The 18,506-nt window shown below is 39.9% G+C and carries 19 protein-coding genes, 1 tRNA gene and 1 pseudogene; 6 read left to right on the top strand and 15 right to left on the bottom strand.

The window, feature by feature from the left end:
• Positions 1-248: 248 nt before the first annotated feature.
• Positions 249-1,250, bottom strand: a complete 1,002-nt coding sequence (locus tag ACF8FD_RS11200; RefSeq protein ID WP_392453399.1) for a zinc-binding alcohol dehydrogenase family protein — start codon at positions 1,248-1,250, stop codon at positions 249-251.
• 99 nt (positions 1,251-1,349) lie between these two features.
• Here ACF8FD_RS11200 and ACF8FD_RS11195 point away from each other — a divergent pair, with 99 nt between their 5' ends.
• A complete protein-coding gene (locus tag ACF8FD_RS11195) occupies positions 1,350-1,721 on the top strand; it encodes a helix-turn-helix domain-containing protein (protein ID WP_004693511.1) in 372 nt (123 codons plus the stop codon).
• Between the two features lie 189 nt (positions 1,722-1,910).
• Here ACF8FD_RS11195 and ACF8FD_RS11190 read toward each other — a convergent pair.
• From ACF8FD_RS11190 to ACF8FD_RS11165, 6 genes are all read right to left on the bottom strand, one after another.
• Positions 1,911-1,987, bottom strand: a tRNA-Met gene (locus ACF8FD_RS11190).
• Positions 1,988-2,083: 96 nt separating this feature from the next.
• Positions 2,084-2,371, bottom strand: coding sequence for a hypothetical protein (locus tag ACF8FD_RS11185; protein ID WP_081313236.1), 288 nt, complete (start codon positions 2,369-2,371; stop codon positions 2,084-2,086).
• Between the two features lie 77 nt (positions 2,372-2,448).
• Positions 2,449-2,574 carry a hypothetical protein gene (locus ACF8FD_RS11180; RefSeq protein ID WP_017397253.1) on the bottom strand — a complete coding sequence of 42 codons (126 nt, stop codon included), beginning with the start codon at positions 2,572-2,574 and terminating at the stop codon, positions 2,449-2,451.
• A gap of 89 nt (positions 2,575-2,663) precedes the next feature.
• Positions 2,664-2,948, bottom strand: a complete 285-nt coding sequence (locus ACF8FD_RS11175; protein ID WP_234304855.1) for a hypothetical protein — start codon at positions 2,946-2,948, stop codon at positions 2,664-2,666.
• 255 nt (positions 2,949-3,203) lie between these two features.
• On the bottom strand, positions 3,204-3,491 hold the full coding sequence (locus ACF8FD_RS11170) for a head-tail connector protein (RefSeq protein ID WP_234304854.1): 288 nt from the start codon (positions 3,489-3,491) through the stop codon (positions 3,204-3,206).
• 342 nt (positions 3,492-3,833) lie between these two features.
• Positions 3,834-4,043 (bottom strand): cold-shock protein, encoded by a 210-nt coding sequence (locus ACF8FD_RS11165; RefSeq protein WP_004693516.1) that lies wholly within the window; start codon positions 4,041-4,043, stop codon positions 3,834-3,836.
• A gap of 431 nt (positions 4,044-4,474) precedes the next feature.
• Between ACF8FD_RS11165 and ACF8FD_RS11160 the strand changes: the two are divergent.
• The 4 genes and pseudogenes from ACF8FD_RS11160 to ACF8FD_RS11145 all read left to right on the top strand — a co-directional run bounded on the left by ACF8FD_RS11160 (position 4,475) and on the right by ACF8FD_RS11145 (position 7,976).
• Positions 4,475-5,648 (top strand): annotated as a pseudogene (locus tag ACF8FD_RS11160) (IS3 family transposase).
• 138 nt (positions 5,649-5,786) lie between these two features.
• Positions 5,787-6,992 (top strand): DUF1615 family protein, encoded by a 1,206-nt coding sequence (locus ACF8FD_RS11155; protein WP_087014302.1) that lies wholly within the window; start codon positions 5,787-5,789, stop codon positions 6,990-6,992.
• Entirely contained in the window at positions 6,959-7,615 is a 657-nt protein-coding gene (locus ACF8FD_RS11150) for an HAD-IB family hydrolase (RefSeq protein ID WP_178929026.1), read from the top strand. Before ACF8FD_RS11155 ends, ACF8FD_RS11150 begins: the two co-directional genes overlap by 34 nt.
• A 160-nt stretch (positions 7,616-7,775) precedes the next feature.
• The gene (locus tag ACF8FD_RS11145) at positions 7,776-7,976 is read left to right on the top strand and encodes a hypothetical protein (RefSeq protein ID WP_058869474.1); all 201 of its coding nucleotides are present in this window, start codon (positions 7,776-7,778) and stop codon (positions 7,974-7,976) included.
• Between the two features lie 36 nt (positions 7,977-8,012).
• Here the strand turns inward: ACF8FD_RS11145 and ACF8FD_RS11140 are convergent, their stop codons facing one another.
• Both ACF8FD_RS11140 and ACF8FD_RS11135 read right to left on the bottom strand, forming a co-directional pair.
• Complete coding sequence (locus ACF8FD_RS11140; protein ID WP_234304853.1) at positions 8,013-9,107, bottom strand: acyl-CoA desaturase; 1,095 nt, start codon at positions 9,105-9,107, stop codon at positions 8,013-8,015.
• Between the two features lie 14 nt (positions 9,108-9,121).
• Positions 9,122-10,189, bottom strand: coding sequence for a ferredoxin reductase (locus tag ACF8FD_RS11135; RefSeq protein ID WP_178928762.1), 1,068 nt, complete (start codon positions 10,187-10,189; stop codon positions 9,122-9,124).
• Between the two features lie 140 nt (positions 10,190-10,329).
• Between ACF8FD_RS11135 and fabR the strand changes: the two genes are divergently transcribed.
• On the top strand, positions 10,330-11,025 hold the full coding sequence (fabR, locus tag ACF8FD_RS11130) for an HTH-type transcriptional repressor FabR (RefSeq protein ID WP_004693528.1): 696 nt from the start codon (positions 10,330-10,332) through the stop codon (positions 11,023-11,025).
• Positions 11,026-11,063: 38 nt separating this feature from the next.
• Here the strand turns inward: fabR and ACF8FD_RS11125 are convergent, their stop codons facing one another.
• From ACF8FD_RS11125 to ACF8FD_RS11100, 6 genes are all read right to left on the bottom strand, one after another.
• Positions 11,064-11,879 carry an alpha/beta fold hydrolase gene (locus ACF8FD_RS11125; RefSeq protein WP_205667968.1) on the bottom strand — a complete coding sequence of 272 codons (816 nt, stop codon included), beginning with the start codon at positions 11,877-11,879 and terminating at the stop codon, positions 11,064-11,066.
• A 137-nt stretch (positions 11,880-12,016) separates the two neighbouring features.
• Complete coding sequence (locus tag ACF8FD_RS11120; RefSeq protein ID WP_005399638.1) at positions 12,017-12,283, bottom strand: PAAR domain-containing protein; 267 nt, start codon at positions 12,281-12,283, stop codon at positions 12,017-12,019.
• A 160-nt stretch (positions 12,284-12,443) separates the two neighbouring features.
• Complete coding sequence (gene rapA / locus ACF8FD_RS11115) at positions 12,444-15,281, bottom strand: RNA polymerase-associated protein RapA (RefSeq protein WP_178928760.1); 2,838 nt, start codon at positions 15,279-15,281, stop codon at positions 12,444-12,446.
• Positions 15,282-15,417: 136 nt separating this feature from the next.
• Positions 15,418-16,062 (bottom strand): RluA family pseudouridine synthase, encoded by a 645-nt coding sequence (locus tag ACF8FD_RS11110; RefSeq protein WP_178928759.1) that lies wholly within the window; start codon positions 16,060-16,062, stop codon positions 15,418-15,420.
• A gap of 175 nt (positions 16,063-16,237) precedes the next feature.
• Positions 16,238-17,353: an ABC transporter permease gene (locus ACF8FD_RS11105; protein WP_205667967.1), complete on the bottom strand. Its 1,116-nt coding sequence runs from the start codon at positions 17,351-17,353 to the stop codon at positions 16,238-16,240.
• A 19-nt stretch (positions 17,354-17,372) separates the two neighbouring features.
• Entirely contained in the window at positions 17,373-18,503 is a 1,131-nt protein-coding gene (locus ACF8FD_RS11100; protein ID WP_234304852.1) for an ABC transporter permease, read from the bottom strand.
• Positions 18,504-18,506 lie beyond the last annotated feature (3 nt).

Genomic DNA, 18,506 nt, shown 5'->3' with positions numbered 1-18,506 from the left:
TCAAAGTTGTGTGTTTCATTTTCCACCCCACAAAAAAGAAACGTTATAACATAACATTAAATGAATTGAAAAATTATTCTAGGCTCTTTGTTATATGTGTAAGAACGAAACTGATTTCAAAAAGAGAAAAGCCACCCTAGTGCGCTGAACCCCAGAATGGCCTTGCTGAGAATATTGATCCTAATTGTATAATTTCAAGTGTTTAACTTAAAAATTAACCTACTTATTTAAGTTGAGCTTAAAACTAGTTAAAAGCCTTCTAAAACGATTTTTCCTTTCGCTCGGCCAGTTTCAATCAGTTCATGAGCAAGTTTTAAATTTTTCGCATTAATTTTGCCTAAAGTCTGATTCAGGGTGGTTTTAATTTTGTGGTTATCCACCAGTTCTGCAACCTGATGTAAGAGCTGAGATTGTTGTTCAATATCTGTAGTATTGAACATTGAACGTGTAAACATGAACTCCCAATGTATAGAAACTGACTTAGACTTAAACTCAACGATATCCATTGATTTCGGATCATCAATTAAGCCAAACTTACCTTGTGGAGCAATAAGCTTAGAAATTTGAGGAAGATACGTTTCTGTTTGATTGGTTGAAAAAATATATCGAGGTGCGTCTAAACCCAGTGCTTTGATTTGCGTGTTTAAATCTTCGGTATGATCGATGACGTAGTCAGCCCCTAAAGACTTAACCCATGCTTTAGTCTCTTCCCTAGATGCTGTAGCAATAACTTTTAAATTTGTCTTCGCTTTGAGTAATTGAATCGCAATAGATCCTACACCTCCAGCGCCTCCAATTACTAAAATATTATCAGATTTAACCAAATCAACATTGAAACGATCAAATAACATTTCCCACGCTGTAATAGCGGTTAATGGCAGCGCAGCAGCTTCAACATCACTCAGACTTTGTGGTTTTAAACTAACAATACGCTCATCGACTGCTTGATATTCAGCATTACTCCCATCCCGAGTTAAATCACCCGCATACCAGACCTGATCACCGACTTTAAAGTGTTGCACGCCAGAACCGACTTCAACAATCTCACCCACTGCATCCCATCCTAAGATACGTGTGTTGCCTGCTGCGACAGGGTTTCGTCTAACCTTAGTATCGACAGGGTTAACCGAGATCGCTTTGATTCTAACCAACAAATCCCGATCTTTTAAGCTCGGCATCGCTTTTTCAATATCTACCAGTGGATTTTGAAATCCATGATCCATACCGTCAATATAAGAAATAGCCTTCATTCACTTGTCCTCTTGTTTTGTTATTTGAGTTTACTTAATATTCTTTTTTAAGTTATACAGACAAATTCGTCTTATAGTTACCAAAAGGATACTATTGAAATGGGTAAGCTAAAACATTCGCGTTTTGATTGCACACCAGGATGTTCTGTTGAAGCTGCCATAGGCTTACTTGATGGTAAATGGAAGAGTATTATCTTATGGCATTTATTAGAAGATGATGTTTTAAGGTTTAATGAACTGAGGAAGAAAATTCCAAATGTCACTCAAAAAATGCTCACTAGACAATTACGTGAACTTGAAGAGGATCAACTGATTCTACGAAAGGTTTATGCCGTTGTTCCTCCTAAAGTAGAATATCGATTATCAACACTCGGCACTTCTTTAGCACCTATTTTGGTTGCATTAAAACAATGGGGGGATAAAAATATTGGTTTATTTGGGAAACCCATTATGCCTTTAGAATCAGAATAAGACTTAAACCTGTTTTACGTCACTTACAACTCTGATGGTTTCTAGAAATACTGTGCTTTCACTGCTTACACACCATTCCAGTAACTTGTATAAAAGCACGTTCTTAGAAACCGCTATGTATAAAATTAACCAGCCATAAAAAAAGCCTAATCTGTGAAGACTAGGCTATAAACTTTGAATCTTTTTCGTTGGTAGCGGGAGCTGGATTTGAACCAACGACCTTCGGGTTATGAGCCCGACGAGCTACCAGACTGCTCCATCCCGCATCAACGAGTTAGCTTTATACGCCCTAAGCACCCACAAAGCAAACTTTATTTGTAATATAAGCAGTTATTACATGAGCAACATACAAATTCTAGTGCTTAACCAATGCTTGCTTCAGTGATAAAAGCGGGATGTGAGGCTCTATAGACGCTTAATCTTGTTTTTTCACTGTCTAAAAATGACTTAGGCTCTTCAGACCATATTGATTTTCTTGAATCAAGACCCGAATGACTTAAAGCCCAATCTGAAACTGTACTATAAACAAAAGTATTATCAGCGAAAACTAATTTTGTCTTCCTTCCCATACTACTTATAAGAACTTTATGTGTAGGTAATGATCCAAATGTACTAATTTGGGTGTAAATGTATTTATAGGTTTCAGACATAGAAAAAAGTACTTAAAGGACAGCACTACTATACCATTTTAACTCTTAAAAAAGCCCACCATTTGGCGAGCTTTTTCTTACTGATCTTTATCCATGGAATGTGGCGTTGTAGTTTTATCCTGCTCTTTCGTATCTGTATCTCTTTTTTGGCATGCCGTTAATCCCAGCATTAAAACTAAACTTACTATTGCAAATATTTTCATCATTTTTGCCTAGCACGATTTAAAAATATAACTTATCAAAATCTAAAGATTTCAATGTTTAATTTATGAAACAACCCCATTCTCTTTCTTTACAGATGAGACGCTTGGCGATTTAGAGCTTTATGTGCCCAATGAATGAATTTGTCCTTTTCATGGAAATGTGGAATATTTAATAAATGAATATGAGTAACCTCACCGAAATTACCTGAAATTTTATTCGGTGCCAAAATAACAAAATCTCTCTTATCCCCTACATGTAACTCCCTAAAAAATTCCATAACCTTAAAATGAAGATTCAGAGCAGTGAATCCTTCTCTTTCAATTAGAAAGTCATAGATTTGGCTGAGTACATGTAATTCAAATTTTTTATTCATGGTCTATTCTTCTCATATTTATTTTAACAATTGGTATAATTTAACCTAATTTTTTTCTTTGTTAAAGTAGATAAAAAACCCAGCCTCTGGAGAATCAATAGAGCTGGGTTAATGAAACATCATTGTCAAATTTTATTTTATTCTTGAAATTGATTCTAACGCACAAACCCAATAAATGCAAATAATTCTCAATTGCAATTATCATAATTTCAAATATGCCTACCTAAAGATACATACAATTATCTACATCACCTATCAAACAGTGGGCTTACGATATAGATTAAGCAAAGAGAGTACGGGTATTGGGAGGTAGTTACCATTCACAGATACCTCTCCCCCATCTTTTCTGTGCTGTTCCCAGTATTCAATTAATAGTAAAGCAGCTTGTTTAATGGCAGATGGATATTCCGATCCAAAATTATCTGTAATATAATTTTTAATTATAGCATCAGCAGCAACAATAAAGCTTTTTAATGATGCATCATTGCTATCATCGGCATAGTGTAAGTGGCGCTTCACTTCATATAATTCAACAATACTCATAGATCACTCCATTTTTCCGAGTCAGCTTTTACACTTTCATCACTAAACTCGTTCCTAGAGTCTTTTACGGTGTCATAGCAAATATCACAATTTCACCTCATTCCTATTCTCATATTGATTACTTGGCATTGAAATCCCTTTATCTAGGGATTTTTCTACTATTTTTAATAAGTCCTTCAAAAGATTTCTTATAGATCAATTAATATTTGTTCATATGTTTTTTAAATAAGCCATTCACCCCCTAAAGATAGTGCGCGTACGACGCCTTAACAACCGAATAGTAAATAAGCTGCCATTAAAAAAACCCGCTAACTGAAGCGGGTTTTTTAATTCACAATATTCTTAGATTACTGTGATAGAGCTTGCTTGAGGGCCTTTCTTGCCAGCTACAATCGTAAACTGAACACGTTGACCTTCATTCAACACTTTGAAACCGTTTGATTGGATTTCGCTAAAGTGTGCAAAAACGTCTTCTCCAGTATCGCTAGAAATAAAACCAAAGCCTTTAGTTTCATTAAACCACTTAACGGTACCAGTTGTAATGTTTGACATAAATATTCTCTTAAATTTTGAAAAATATAAGAATTAATCTTTTAAATCATATACATCGGATAAACCGCAGAGTTGAATCAATTGCGAAATAACTTTAGTAAATACAATAAAATAAATAATTCAGATACACTATCACTATAAGCTTTTTAGCGTGCAATAGATAGACCTTAACATATTATTTTATTGCTACCACTCAACCCCACATGAAATGCTTTTTTATCCATATTGATAAGAAAATCTTCACTAAAAGCAAATAAAGCTTATTTGCCTGCTTCTAGCTAATTTGTCTTTCCTAAAATCAACTCAACTTGATAGATGACATCCTATATTTTCATTTCTGCATGTCGCCAAAAATTAATGATCCTAGACAAAATAATGGACAGCACGTCCCTCTAAAGATAACGTAACTTTAATCTTTGGAGATTCAAGAAATGGCTAAACGTTTTAGTCCTGAATTTAAACAGCAAGCAATTGATTATGCACTTTCAAACTCGCACGAATCTTTAGCTGCAATCGCCCAGAAATTAGGTGTTGGTTATTCAACATTGGATAAATGGATTCGTGAAATCAATCCGGCGGGTTCAAGCAAACGCCAACTTTCATCAGAACAACAGCGGATTTTAGAATTAGAGAAAGAAGTCAAACAGCTCAGGGACGCCAATGACATCTTAAAAAAAGCGCATGTGTACTTTCTGACAGATCATGCCAAGAAAAGTACACGGTAATTCAAGATCTGGATGTGAATGAAGTCACTGTATCTTCTGCCTGTAAATGCCTGGGTGTCAGCACTTCAGGCTATTATGCCTGGCGAAAACGCCAGACCAATCTAGCGCAGAAATATAATGATTTAAAAGCCGTGTATTGGCAGCATCATGCACGATTGGGTGCACCTTCATTGGTACATGACATGCATGATTTAGGTTACAGCATGAGCGAACGAACCGTTGGAAGAATGCTTAAAAAGCTTGGTTTACGTAGCAGGATTGCACGTAAATACAAGCATACGACTGATTCAAACCATCGTTTGCCTACAGCGCCTAACTTGTTGGATCGTCAATTTACGGTCAATGAACCCAATAAGATCTGGACAACGGATATTACCTATATCCGTACTAAGCAAGGTTGGCTGTATTTATGTGTGATGCTGGATCTATTCAGCCGTCGTATTGTCGGTTGGCAAACCAACCATCGAATAGACCGTCAATTGGTGTGTGATGCGTTTCATTATGCAATGGCTCGTCAGGGGTATCCAATGGGTGTCATGGTACATTCGGACCAAGGCTCACAGTACTGTAGTCGTGATTTTAGGGCGCTATTATTGACGAATAACTGCGTTCAAAGTATGTCACGCAGTCTTGCGCAGTATACTGCTCATGTTGGGATAATGCAGTGACTGAAAGCTTCTTTCATACATTGAAAGGTCATGTGGTCCATGGCAGTGTGTTTGCCACTCGAAAAGAAGCGAATGCTGTCTTGTTTGACTATATTGAGATTTATTACAATCGAATCAGAAGACATTCTGCAAACGGCTGGTTAAGCCCAGAAGCCTTTGAACAGAAATATTTCAAGAATTTAGAGGGATTTGTTGTCCACGATACTGTCTAGGATCAACCATCAGAACAACAATCAAATGATTTGACAGTTGATACCGACCAATATACATATAAATTCATCACTTTTTCGACCGACATAGTATACTGCACCTGCTGTTTCGGCTCACCTTTTATCATGTGTTCTCTGTTTATGAATAAAAAGCTGTTTCTTTCTTCTGGTTTAAAAACACTAAGTGTCTTGGCCATATCTATAGGCTTAACCGCCTGCGGTGATCGTTCATGGTGGACAGATGATGAGCCTAAGCTCAATGCTGAACAAATCGCACGCATCATTCCCGGACGCGTAAATGACCGCCGTTCATGGGCTGAAGATATATACGATATTTCAGAGCAGTTTGGTATTCCTCAAAATAAAGAGAATATGTGTTCGATCATTGCCGTGGTTGATCAAGAGTCTAACTTTGTTGCAGACCCACAAGTTTACGGTTTAGGTGAAAAAGCGGTTAAAGAAGTCCAAGATCGTTTAGATGAAAAATTTAAAGATAAGCTCGGCGATGCTATCGGTGGCACGATTGCGGGCTATTTCCAACAAGTTTTAAAAGAGCAACCGAGTCCTGAAGATAACTATTTAAGCCAAATGCGCCGCGTTAAAACAGAACGCGAACTGGATGAACTGTACCGTGAAATTTTTGACTATATGTCAAAGCACTATCACGTTAGTGCACTCACAGGTGCAGCCAAACTTGTCGGTCAGGACGTAGGCGAAAAAATGAACCCAATTACCACGTTGGGTTCAATGCAAGTGCATATCGGTTATGCCAAAGAAAATAAACGTGAAGGTGGCAGCATGGCTGACCTACGTACCGACCTTTATAGCCAATATGGTGGTCTGTACTACGGCATCCACCGACTGATGATGTACCCTGCTGACTATGACAAACCGCTCTACCGTTTCGCCGACTATAACTCAGGCATGTACTCAAGTCGAAATGCCGCTTTCCAAAGTATGTTGAATGACTTAACTGAAGCAGAACTTGATTTAGACGGTGACTTGTTACTTTATGGCAAAGATGGCTCACCTAAATCTGCAAAGAGTCAATCAGAGCGTGAACTCATAAGTGTTTTTGCTCAGCACAATATTTTGGTTACTCCACGTCAAATTCGCTCTGACCTGAAAAAAGAGAAAGAGAAGAAATTTGAAGATACAGCAACCTATCGCGCTGTGGCTAAACTGTATCAAGAAGTCACTAAAAAAGAACCTTTCTATGCCATGATGCCAGAAGTCGTCATTTCTGGCCCAAAGCTCAGCCGTGACTATAATACCAACTGGTTTGCCACTCGTGTCAATGGACGTTATCAAACATGCATGCAACGTGCAAAGCGCATAAAAATCTAGCCTTATTTGACTTTGATGGCACCCTGTATGACAAAGACAGTTTTACGGGGTTCATCTTCTATGTACATTCAAAACGGCATATTGCTCTACAAGGCTTAAAAGTTCTGCCTTATATTCAAAGTTATTATTTAGGTTTTTATCCTGCCCATCATATGCGCTCTAAACTCTTCCATGCGATGTTTAAGCAAGCTGAAGTGAGCGAAATTGACGCTTATGCAAAACGCTATGCAGAACTCTTAATCAAAGGACTTAACCCAGCACTTTATAGCCAACTAAAGCAACACCAAAGTTTGGGCGATGATATAGTTTTGGTCTCTGCTTCAATTGATATCTATTTAAAATATGTGTGTGAAATCCTCTCAATCGATCTGATCTGTACCCAAGTTGAACAAGACCAGCAACGCTATACAGGGCGCTATCTGACTGCGGACTGTAGCTGTGAGTACAAAGCTCAACGTATCCAAGAAAAATATGAGCTAGATAATTACCATGCCGTTTATGCTTATGGAAATAGCATTGAAGATAAACAAATGTTGTCTTTGGCTGATTTTAGCTACTTGGTAGGGACAGATTTAAGTCTTCCTGACTTGTCAAATACATCAAATCAGCGCCAAATAAGTTAATTATTAAGCACGGATTAATAATTAGCCATATTAAATTTTTAAAAATATTTATTATTAAAATTCAGCATGTTTTATTTACCAAAAAATATATTTATGATAAATTTTGCCTAATAAAAATATTTTGAGAACCATTCCACTTAAATTATAAAAAGGCATCAGTATGGAACCGTTATCTCCACCCAAGTATGTCAAAGGTCTTTCGATCAAATTCGGTGAAAGCCCCTTTGTATTATTGGCGCAGTTCGCTTTTAATGCTTCAAAACAAAAATGGTTAAAACACGAAATCGAACATGTGCTCAATATCGCCAAACAAGGTGATTATCATCATCTGGTAAAGACATTACGTCAATTTAGTAAATAACAAAAAAAGCCACTTCAAATGAAGTGGCTTTTTTACTTACTTTTTAAAGGGAAACGCATATTTCACAATACGTTTGATGACGCTACCATACTGTTTGACTAAACTGGCATTGTTATAGTTAATGCCATACTTTTCACAAACCGCTTGTACTTTCGGCGCCATTTTACGGTAACGACGCGCGGGTACGTCTGGGTATAAGTGATGCTCAATTTGATGACTTAAGTGCCCCGTCAAAATATGGAATGCTTCTGAACCAGTTAAATTCGACGAACCACGAATTTGGCGCATGTACCAGTGACCACGGCTTTCATTTTCCAGTACTTTTTTCGGAAAAACTTCGACATCTTTGGTGAAGTGACCACAGAAAATCACACTAAATGTCCACATATTACGGATACCATTTGCAACCAAATTCCCTGTAAACACAGGCAATGCCGCAGGTCCTGCAATAAGTGGGAAAAACACATAATCTTTAAACAATTGTTTACCAATTTTGCGCTGCATAGGTTTCCATTCAGCTAAAGTCTGCGCTTTGCTTTTACGCCCCTTGAAATATTTGCCTAATTCCAAGTTTTGGATCGCAACGCCCCATTGGAACAACAAACAAAATGGAATGCTATAAATCGGTTGTAATAAAAAGCCCGGTTTCCAACGTTGTTCAGGGAATAATCGAAGCAGACCATAGCCAATGTCATCATCCATCCCTTTAATATTGGTATAGGTATGATGCTTGTAGTTATGGGTCTGACGCCAGTTATCTGCTGTACCTACGATGTCCCACTCATAGTTTTGCCCATTAAACTTAGGGTCATTCATCCAGTCATATTGACCGTGCATCACGTTATGACCTAATTCCATGTTTTCCATAATCTTGGCAAAACTCAGCAAGCCCGTGCCCAACACCCATGCAGGTGGGAACCAACCGGCAAACAAACATACACGACCTGCGATAGACGCATAACGCACCGTTGCATAGACACGACGAATATATTGCGCATCTTTCTCGCCAATATCATCCAGTACTTCTTGCTTGATGGCATCTAGCTCACGTGCAAGCTCATCTAACTCGAATGTCGTTAATTCACGATTCTTCGGGTTTTTAAAATATTCAACTTTAACAGGCATATTCATTGTATTTATTCCCCTTATAAATCGACAATAAGATCGGTTTGTGCCGTGTTGACACAAATTTTTAGAAAATTACCAGGTTCAGAATTTTGTGCACCATTAACCAAGTTTTTGGTCGAACCTTCAACTTTGTTGCAGGCACATTTATTACAGATTCCCATACGGCAGCCATGTTGAGGCTTCACATTTTGCTGTTCCAAACTTGCAAGAATGGATTGACCTTTGGGAATGCTTAAAATTTTCTTCGACTTTGTTAAGGTAATATTCACAAAACCAACATCATCATTTGCAAATGGACTCATGCTAAACGCTTCAGTTTTTAAGGTGTTAGCATGAGCGAAAAGCTGCTCAACCGTAGCCACAAACCCTGAAGGGCCGCATGCATATACCGTTGCCTTTTCAATCTGATCCAGTCCAGACACATGGTTTTGATTTAAACGCTCACCTTCATCTGACTCTTGGGTATAAAACATGCTAAATGTGAAGTTTGAGTATTGTTCTGCCAGTTGTTCAAAATATGCTTTGAACGCAGCATCAGTATGCTTTTTCACCCAATACATCAAATGTACAGGCTGCTTTTTAAGCTTAGCGGTCTTTTCTAAACGTTTCAGTAAACTCAGCATGGGGGTAATACCACTGCCCGCAGCGAGTAAAATTAACTGTTGATCATTTACAGTCAATTGCATATCGCCATAAGGCTGACCGAATTCTAAAACATCGCCGATTTGAGCCTGCTCACATAGCCAATGACTTGCCTTGCCTTGGTCTACCATTTTTACATTCAGTAAGACATGTTGCGCATCAATCTGGGTCAAACTATAGGTACGTTCATAACGTACGCCTTGAACCACGACATATACAGGATGGTGTTGTCCCGCTTGCCCTATTTGAAAATGACGATTGGTTTGCAGCGTTAAACTCACCATATCGTGTGCAACTTGCTCTTTTTTTACCACTTTACCCAAAGCTTGGTGTATCGACCAAAGTGGGTTGATTTTTTGAAGCCAAAAGTTAGCTGTGTGTCGGTCTATAACACTCTCAGCATACTCAGTTAAAGGAGATTTAGTTTTTTTAAGGATCTGCATAGTAAAGGACCACGCCATAGATTTTGAATTATTATACACATGTATATATATTTGTATATATACTCTGATTGTTTCGTTTCGTTTCACAATGCCGACCAGTGGGGCTATAATGAACCGATTGATTTAATTGCTTGATAAATATGACACCGACCACCATTCAAACCCATACAACCAACACAGAGCATGAAGCTTCAAAAAAACATGCACCAGTGCTTGCACGTAGTGTTGGTCGAAAAGCAACGATTACAAAAGATGAACTGTTTCAAGCTGCTTTAAATTTGATTGGTCCTGAAAAAAGTATTGCATCCCTCAGTTTGCGCGAAGTCGCACGTGAAGCAGGGATTGCGCCGAATAGTTTTTATCGTCATTTTAAAGATACCGATGAACTGGCTATCGAGTTGATTGAACGTGCAGGTGTTGTGCTACGCCAAATTTTGCATGAAGCACGGATTAAGGCCATTCGCCAAGAAAGTATTATTCGTAGCTCAGTCGAAGTTTTTATTGAACAACTCGATGCGGATGATGGCAACTTAAGCCTGCTATTACGTGAAGCATATACGGGTTCGGCATCTTATAAAAATGCGGTCGAAAGACAGTTGAATTATTTCCAGCAAGAACTCAAAGATGATTTAATTCGTTTAGAACGTTTAAATAATAGCAAACTCTTCCACCCTGAATTGGTGTCCATGGCAATCACCCAATTGGTTTTCAATATGGGTGCCAAAGTGATTGATATGCCAAGCGTAGAGCGTAAAAAAATGGCTGAACAAACCATGATCATGATTCGCATGATTTTGGAAGGTTCACGTCATTTGGATGAAGCGATGATTCGCTAATCTGTGATTACACCCAACAGATTCGCTGAAATATCTTCTTATTTGTTTCGCTGTTGCTCTTTAATGAGCTGGTGCACAAATTCTGCGGTCTGTTTCGGTTGTTCTAGCGGAAACATATGCCCACCTTCAAGCACACTATAGTCGATCGCATAGGTTTTTTTCATCCCTTGGGGTAAACCTTGCTTATAGAAATGGCTATCTTTTGCAGTCAACACATGAATCGGCATAGCAGGTGCTTTGCGTGGGGTACGCCACCACCATGCAGGCACTGTTCTGAAGATCTCTGCTTCAGTATGTTTGGGAATGGTTAGCGTCACCCCATTTCGAGTCGAATCACTTTTTAAACCACACGCTATAAAGTCCGCAAAACACTGTTCATCAAAGTCTTTAAAAATACGATTCGGTCTGAGCGCCTGACTGGCCTGCTCAATACTTTCCCAATGATCACGACGTTTGACGGTCACCGCAGCTGGGGTGAGTTTTTCAATGGACTTCGATCCCAGCTTTTGTAACGCTTCAAATAAAAAGGCTTTTGAACCAATCACAAACGGTGGGTCCATGATAATCACTTGCGAAAACAACTGTGGTTTTTTATAGGCCGCCATAAGTGTGAGTAAAGAGCCAAAAGAATGCCCTAAACCAATCACTTGTTGCCGTGGAAACTGCTGTTCAATATCCGAAATAACTTGATCGACCAACGCTTCCCAGCGATATTCCACAGGATAGTGCGGATCTAGACCAATCATCGGAATTGCTTTGACATCAAAATCTTGATTTAAAAATTGGAAAAATTTTTGATAGCTGCCCGAGGGAATGCCATTTGCATGGGTAAAGTGTAAGGCTGGTTTGCTCATGTCATTCAAATCTATTTTTATAGCATCTTTACCATAATCGTTTTTCAATCTAAACGAAATGGCGCAGGATGAATCCTAAGTCATGAACTTTGATCACTTCGGCCAATTTATAAAAATATTCTGGGATAGATCTGAGATCACTTTGCAGAAACAGTTAAGTTCTGATTGCCTAAAAAAGTAGCGCCACAGTTGGTTTTGTCTCCTGCAATCACCACAGCACGTCCCAAGACCGTTGTACTCTGATCTGCTGCAATCGCAGAAACCACCATTCGACACTTTGGACAAAAGTGCTTCATTCCATTTAAATGCACAGCAATACCATTGATCACAAAACTGTTTTCACACTCAGTGACGATGCCACCATGTGTTGTTTTTGAACCCATTGTTACTAGAGCTTTAGACATAATTTATTGTTCGATACATTAGAGTTTTAATGGCGAAAATTCTAGCATAAGCAAGCGCTTAAAATTTCAATGAATTACTTTTCAAATACAACTTAGACATCTCTTTTTTAAGGATCCATTAAAAAAGCACCCAAAGGTGCTTTTCATACAGCGATTCGAATTATGGTTTAACCACAACCATCACTTGAATTGCTTCTGGTGTGACCGATAGGCCATCGAGCAAACCAAGACCTTCTTTTTGCAGTTTTTGTAGGCGCGAAATTTCATCTTCACGAATACTAGGGTTGAACTGCTTTAAATAAGACAGGCGGTCAATTTCGTACTGCCACTTGCTACCGTAGACTTCTTTCGCCTGTTGCACAAAGCTTGGTAAAGCCGCACGTGCAAGCTCTAATGCTTGTACATAACGCTGTTCAATCACTTCACGGCGTGCTTTCACAACTTGACGACAGCTATTACCATCCAAATGATGCAAGTACGGTTTTAAAATTTCAGGTGCAATTTTCTGCGACAGGTCTTGACCCTTTTCACTCAACAAAACGCGAACCAGCTGCTGCGGTAAGCTTGAAGGCAAATTCAATGCTTTCGGTGCAACCACATCGACCTTAAACCACACTTCTAACAACACAGAACCTTGTGGTAAAGCCGCTGACTTCAACACTGCAACGTTGGTACTACCAAAACCTTGAGTATTGATCATTTCCATTACGCTTTCAGTAAATGGATGTTCAAGAGTTAAATACTGAGCATCTTCACGTATCTGAGCTTGATCGCGGTAGAAGGTCGCAGTCATACCTTCTTCATCCAAGGTTAAACCTTGAACTTGCATTTGATCGGTTGGTTTAATGATGACTGTACCGTTGCTTTGTTCGTCAAAATCAATATTTGTCGACGCCATAAAGCGCTTCATAAACATTGGCAAAGTAGTGTTGTCATCATAAGACTCAAGCGCTTGTACAATTTCTTGCGCCACAATTGGACGACAAGAGTTGTATTCAAGCAAACGGTCGCGACCTGATTGTAACTCTGCTTCTAAGGCTTCGCGTTGCACGCTAACTGCTTCGAGTAAGTCATCTAACTGCTGACCTTGATCTGTCAGTAAACAATCTTTCAATTCAACAATAAAGTTTTCTTGTAAAGTTTGCGCAGTTGGCGAGATATTACTAAAAATATTTAATGCTTCGTTATACCAACGGAACATACGTTCTTGCGCTGTACCAATCAAATACGGCACATGAATTTGAATCCGATTTTCTTGACCAATACGGTCTAAACGGCCAATACGTTGTTCAAGTACATCTGGGTTTGCAGGCAAATCAAATAAAATCAGATCTGATGCAAACTGGAAGTTACGACCTTCAGAACCAATTTCAGAGCACAGTAAAATTTGTGCACCATAAGATTCTTCAGCAAAGTAAGCTGACGCTTGGTCACGCTCAAGTAAACTCATGCCTTCATGGAACATTGCAGTACGAATACCCGCATGTAAACGGAGTACGTTTTCAAGTGCTTCAACCACGGGACCAGTACGTGCAATAAGCAACACTTTTTTGTGTTTTAAGTCTGTACGTAGTTTTTCCATGAGCCACATGACACGCGGGTCAGCTTCCATCCACGCACCGTCAAGCTGCGCTTCTTCTGGCCACATTTGTTCACGCAATTTACCGTCTTTAGACCAGTTTTCTGGTGCAGGCAAAGGTGCAGGCTGACAGTCACGACCTGGGAAGCCTTGAATGGCTTCACGGGTGTTACGGAACAAAATACGCCCTGTACCATGACGGTCTAAAAGCTCATGAATGGCACGGAAACGTTGTTCGGGTGCATCTTCAATACGATGTCCTAGCAAACCTTCTAATGCAGCTAAATGCCCTTCTTCAAGTGGCATATCTGCCATCAGTACTTCAGCAATTTTTGCAGTTTGTTGATACTGGGTTTCTTCATCCAAGAAACGATCCAGCGAACTAAAACGCTGTGGGTCAAGTAAACGTAAACGTGCAAAGTGACTTTCCACACCCAGCTGTTCTGGAGTTGCCGTTAACAGTAAAACACCCGGAGTTTTTTCTGCTAACTCTTCGATCAAGTCATAGCGGTCATTGCCACCGTCTTCTTCATTCCACATCAAGTGATGTGCTTCATCGACCACCAATAGATCGAAACCAGCTTCTAGGGCTTGTTCACGCAAGTCATCATGATCAATCATCAAATCGATTGACGCAATAATGCATTGTTCAGTCAGGAATGGATTCAGTTCAGGATCATGTTCTTTGATTGAAGCCGTACGGGTTAAATCAAATAATGAGAAGTTCAAATTGAAACGACGACGCATTTCAATCATCCACTGATATTGCAGTGAATCGGGTACCAAAATTAGGATGCGTTCTGAACGGCCCGTTTTAAGCTGTTGATGGATGATCAATCCAGCTTCAATGGTTTTACCTAAGCCGACTTCATCAGCTAAAAGGACACGGGGTGCAAAACGTTGACCCACTTCGTGTGCAATATACAGCTGATGAGGAATCAGACCGACACGTGAACCAACCATACCACGCAGTGGACTCGACTTCATATTGGCTTGCATCAGCATCGCTTCAATACGTAAGTCGTACCATTCTTTATAGTCAATTTGGCTTGCCAATAAGCGATCAAGCGGTTTAGACAGCTGAATTTGAGCGCCAATGCGAGTCTCATTCAGTGATTTACGTTCTTCCGTGCCATCTTCTAAGCGACGAACAACGTTATAACGCACCACACCATGACGGTCTTCATGTGATTCAACCGTCCACTTGGTGCCTTCTTGATCTTGTAATTCATCGTTCACGTTAAAAATGATACGTGATAAAGGTGCATTATTCCGTGCATATACACGTGTTTCATCACTTTTAGGGAATAAGATGCTGACAGATCGCTCATCTACATCAATAAGAACTCCTAGACCTAGTTCCGTTTCAGTATCTGATAACCAACGTTGACCAATAGCAAACTGCTGCAATTTTTCCACCTTTATCTACAAGTTAGGACTGCAAATTTAATGCTCAAACATTGTTTAATATTTGAGCAAAATTATACACCTTTAAGCAATATATTTTGACATAAAGCTCACTAAAAAAGTGAGCAAATTTGATGATTCCACGTACTTAAAATGGTACTGGACAAATAAATTCGATACGTTCATCGGTTTGGGGATGATGAAAACTCAAACGCTCTGCGTGTAAACACAAACGCGGCATCAAATCTTGCTGGTCAGGCGCAGCATAAAGCGTATCTCCCACGATAGGATGACCTAAAAACTGCATATGTACACGAAGTTGATGCGAGCGCCCTGTAATGGGGGTGAGTGCTACACGAGTCACGGGCTGACCCTGTATTTCAAAATGTTCAATGGCTTTCCACTCTGTCACAGCAGGCTTGTTATGACTGAGCTCTGCAATATGTAACGGTGGACGGGACGGATCATAAATGACAGGCACATCGACAGTGCCCTGACCATGTAAATGACCAGCCACAATCGCTTGATACGTTTTATCGGTTTGACGTTCTTGAAACTGACGAGAAATGGATTTTTGTCCCCAACGACTGAGACCAAAAACCAAGATACCCGAGGTATCGCGATCGAGACGGTGGATCAGTAGTGTTTTAGGTTCTAGTTTGACTAAACGATTGATCATACAATCTTGTAAGTCTTCTGTCTTCCCCGGAACGGTGAGTATACCTGCAGGCTTATGGATGACCATAAAGTCTTCATCTCGATGAATCAGGTGTTCGGTTAGAAAATTACTCAAGGTTCCATTCCAAGCTGATCGCGAAAACAAGCGGGCAATAATAAAAAGCTTAAGCCAGAAATACAATGCAAAAATCGTTTTTTTTTGATCATGAACCGATATTGATTGCATTATTTAACGTCAAACGCCGAGTCACAGTCTGTATCGATAAGCGATACATCAAGATATCACTCTATTATGACAAACGATTTCGAAATAACCACGCAGCCAAAGGCAAGGTAATTATGGCTAATATCAACATCGGTACAAAGTCCCATTTCACTTGCGCAAAACTCGCACCTTCCAAATACACCCGTTGTACCAAGTCGATGCCAAAGCGTAGCGGGTTGGCATAAGTCAGCCAATTCAATACTTTAGGCATATTTTGTACAGGAGTTAGTAAACCAGATAAAAGTGTCAAAGGCATGATCAAAAAGAAAGTATACAGCATGGCTTGTTGCATATTCAGTGCAATCGCTGAAATCGATAGTCCCACCCCCACAACGGCAATATTAAAGGCAAATAATCCAAAATACAGTAAGATCAAGGAGCCATTCATCGGGATCTGAAACCAGAACAGAATAATCGCTAAAATAATGGAAGATTGAATAACTCCAATAATAATCGGCGGAATCGCCTTACCAATCATAATCTGCGTCGGGGTATAGGGTGTAACTAAGAGCTGATCAAAAGTCCCTTGTTCACGCTCGCGTGCTACTGAAAGTGCCGAAAGTAACAGTGTCTGCATCATACTTAAAGTTGCAATCAGAGATGGCATGATGCCCCATCTCGACTCGACATTCGGGTTATACCATGTCCGCGCTTGTACCGTGATCTCGGAGTTGGTTCCCAAACGTTCTTGATTGACCTGCCCCACCACACTGCTGATGTAGGAGCCCGCCATACTTGCGGTCGATGAGTTTCTCCCATCTAGAATCACTTGAAACGGCGAAGAGTCTTGATTATTGAGCTTATCCTCAAAATCAGCAGGAATGGTGATGACCGCCAAGGCTGTTCGATCATTAATCACCTGTTGGATTTGTTGATTATTCTGCAAATCTGCTGTTTTTTTAAAAATTCCTGAACCATCTAAATGCGCTAAAACTTGTTGTGAGCTTTGGCTTCGGCTTTGATCCAACACAGCATAATCAACATGATTGACATCATAACTTGCGGCATAACCAAACAAGACCGCTTGGATAAATACAGGTGCGATTAAGGTCACCCGATTTGCAGGATCGGCTAAAATGGCTAAAAACTCTTTTCGGATCAGCACCCAAAGATAAAGAAACCAGCGCATTAACGTTGCCATAACACCATTCTTCCTTTCGTTAGCCCAAGCGCTTTTTCAGTGTACGCGCGGTCATTGCTGTGAATAGCACGATATAAATCAATAAAATGCCACACTCTTTGAGCCACAAAGACCAATCATCACCACCGAGTAATAGAGTTTTAATCAAAGTCATATAGTGCGTTGCAGGTAAAACATTGCTGATGATTTGCACAATTAGCGGTAAGTTCCGTGTATCAAACACAAAACCTGAAAGCATTAAAGCAGGCATAAAGCTAGCAAGCAGTGCCATCTGACTGGCTTGAAACTGACTTTTTGATAGACCTGAAATCATCAGACCCAGCAGTAACGACACCATTAAATATAAAAAAGAAGCGCTCATGACAGAGAGCAGTGATGCGCGAATGGGTACATCAAACAGAACATGTGCTGCAACTAAGCACATCACAATATCGATCATCCCAATCACGATATAGGGCGCCAGTTTTGAAAGTACAATTTCTAGAGGACGTACGGGCGTAACATATAATGCTTCTAAAGTGCCACGCTCGCGCTCTCGTGCAATCAGCAAGCCAGTTAAAAATGCGCCAACCAAGGTCAAAATTAGGACAATTAAACCCGGCACTAAAAACCACGTACTATTTGCGGACTCGTTAAACCACATACGTTGTTCAACCGTGATGACGCTACCCACCGAAGCTGCATTTGTTCGGTCTGCTTGTATCAAACTGGCGGTATTGAGCGCACTGGTAATATAGCCCTGCAAGGCCGAAGCAATACTGGTCGAACGGCCATTGGTAATGACCTGAACAACACCCACTCCCTTTGTATATTGCTCCGCAAAGTTGCTGGGTATATTGACGATGGCATCAATTTCAGACTTGCCCATTGCAGCTTCAGCTTGGCTAAAGCTTGGATAGTGCTTGACGGTAATGTATTTAGAGCCGTTTAAGCCACTCATCAGTTGCTGACTCTGTGGCGTGGGCTGTTGCTCCACAACCCCAACTCGTCCGTTGGTTAAGTCGAAAGACAGTCCATAACCAAACAGCAAAATTAAAATAATCGGTAGAATGAAACCGATCGCCATACTACTTTTATCACGAAGCAGCTGTTTGGATTCTTTACGTGTCAAGGCAAACAGTCGTGTCCAGAAAGCTGAGAAATGATTCATCTG

Source organism: Acinetobacter sp. TYF_19 (assembly GCF_043105125.1).
Lineage (GTDB): Bacteria > Pseudomonadota > Gammaproteobacteria > Pseudomonadales > Moraxellaceae > Acinetobacter > Acinetobacter johnsonii.
The sequence above is the reverse complement of the archived record's forward strand: the minus strand, read 5'-3'. Positions and strand labels throughout refer to the sequence as shown.

What these genes read in the sequence shown, in the direction of transcription:
- fabR (WP_004693528.1), top strand. Translation starts at nt 10,330, where the DNA reads ATGACACCGACCACCATTCAAACCCATACAACCAACACAGAGCATGAA.
- ACF8FD_RS11135 (WP_178928762.1), bottom strand. Translation starts at nt 10,189, where the DNA reads ATGCAGATCCTTAAAAAAACTAAATCTCCTTTAACTGAGTATGCTGAG.
- ACF8FD_RS11125 (WP_205667968.1), bottom strand. Translation starts at nt 11,879, where the DNA reads ATGAGCAAACCAGCCTTACACTTTACCCATGCAAATGGCATTCCCTCG.
- ACF8FD_RS11120 (WP_005399638.1), bottom strand. Translation starts at nt 12,283, where the DNA reads ATGTCTAAAGCTCTAGTAACAATGGGTTCAAAAACAACACATGGTGGC.
- ACF8FD_RS11200 (WP_392453399.1), bottom strand. Translation starts at nt 1,250, where the DNA reads ATGAAGGCTATTTCTTATATTGACGGTATGGATCATGGATTTCAAAAT.
- ACF8FD_RS11145 (WP_058869474.1), top strand. Translation starts at nt 7,776, where the DNA reads ATGGAACCGTTATCTCCACCCAAGTATGTCAAAGGTCTTTCGATCAAA.
- ACF8FD_RS11175 (WP_234304855.1), bottom strand. Translation starts at nt 2,948, where the DNA reads ATGAATAAAAAATTTGAATTACATGTACTCAGCCAAATCTATGACTTT.
- ACF8FD_RS11155 (WP_087014302.1), top strand. Translation starts at nt 5,787, where the DNA reads ATGAATAAAAAGCTGTTTCTTTCTTCTGGTTTAAAAACACTAAGTGTC.
- ACF8FD_RS11180 (WP_017397253.1), bottom strand. Translation starts at nt 2,574, where the DNA reads ATGAAAATATTTGCAATAGTAAGTTTAGTTTTAATGCTGGGATTAACG.
- ACF8FD_RS11100 (WP_234304852.1), bottom strand. Translation starts at nt 18,503, where the DNA reads ATGAATCATTTCTCAGCTTTCTGGACACGACTGTTTGCCTTGACACGT.
- ACF8FD_RS11170 (WP_234304854.1), bottom strand. Translation starts at nt 3,491, where the DNA reads ATGAGTATTGTTGAATTATATGAAGTGAAGCGCCACTTACACTATGCC.
- ACF8FD_RS11140 (WP_234304853.1), bottom strand. Translation starts at nt 9,107, where the DNA reads ATGAATATGCCTGTTAAAGTTGAATATTTTAAAAACCCGAAGAATCGT.
- ACF8FD_RS11165 (WP_004693516.1), bottom strand. Translation starts at nt 4,043, where the DNA reads ATGTCAAACATTACAACTGGTACCGTTAAGTGGTTTAATGAAACTAAA.
- ACF8FD_RS11150 (WP_178929026.1), top strand. Translation starts at nt 6,959, where the DNA reads ATGCATGCAACGTGCAAAGCGCATAAAAATCTAGCCTTATTTGACTTT.
- ACF8FD_RS11195 (WP_004693511.1), top strand. Translation starts at nt 1,350, where the DNA reads ATGGGTAAGCTAAAACATTCGCGTTTTGATTGCACACCAGGATGTTCT.
- ACF8FD_RS11185 (WP_081313236.1), bottom strand. Translation starts at nt 2,371, where the DNA reads ATGTCTGAAACCTATAAATACATTTACACCCAAATTAGTACATTTGGA.
- ACF8FD_RS11105 (WP_205667967.1), bottom strand. Translation starts at nt 17,353, where the DNA reads ATGGCAACGTTAATGCGCTGGTTTCTTTATCTTTGGGTGCTGATCCGA.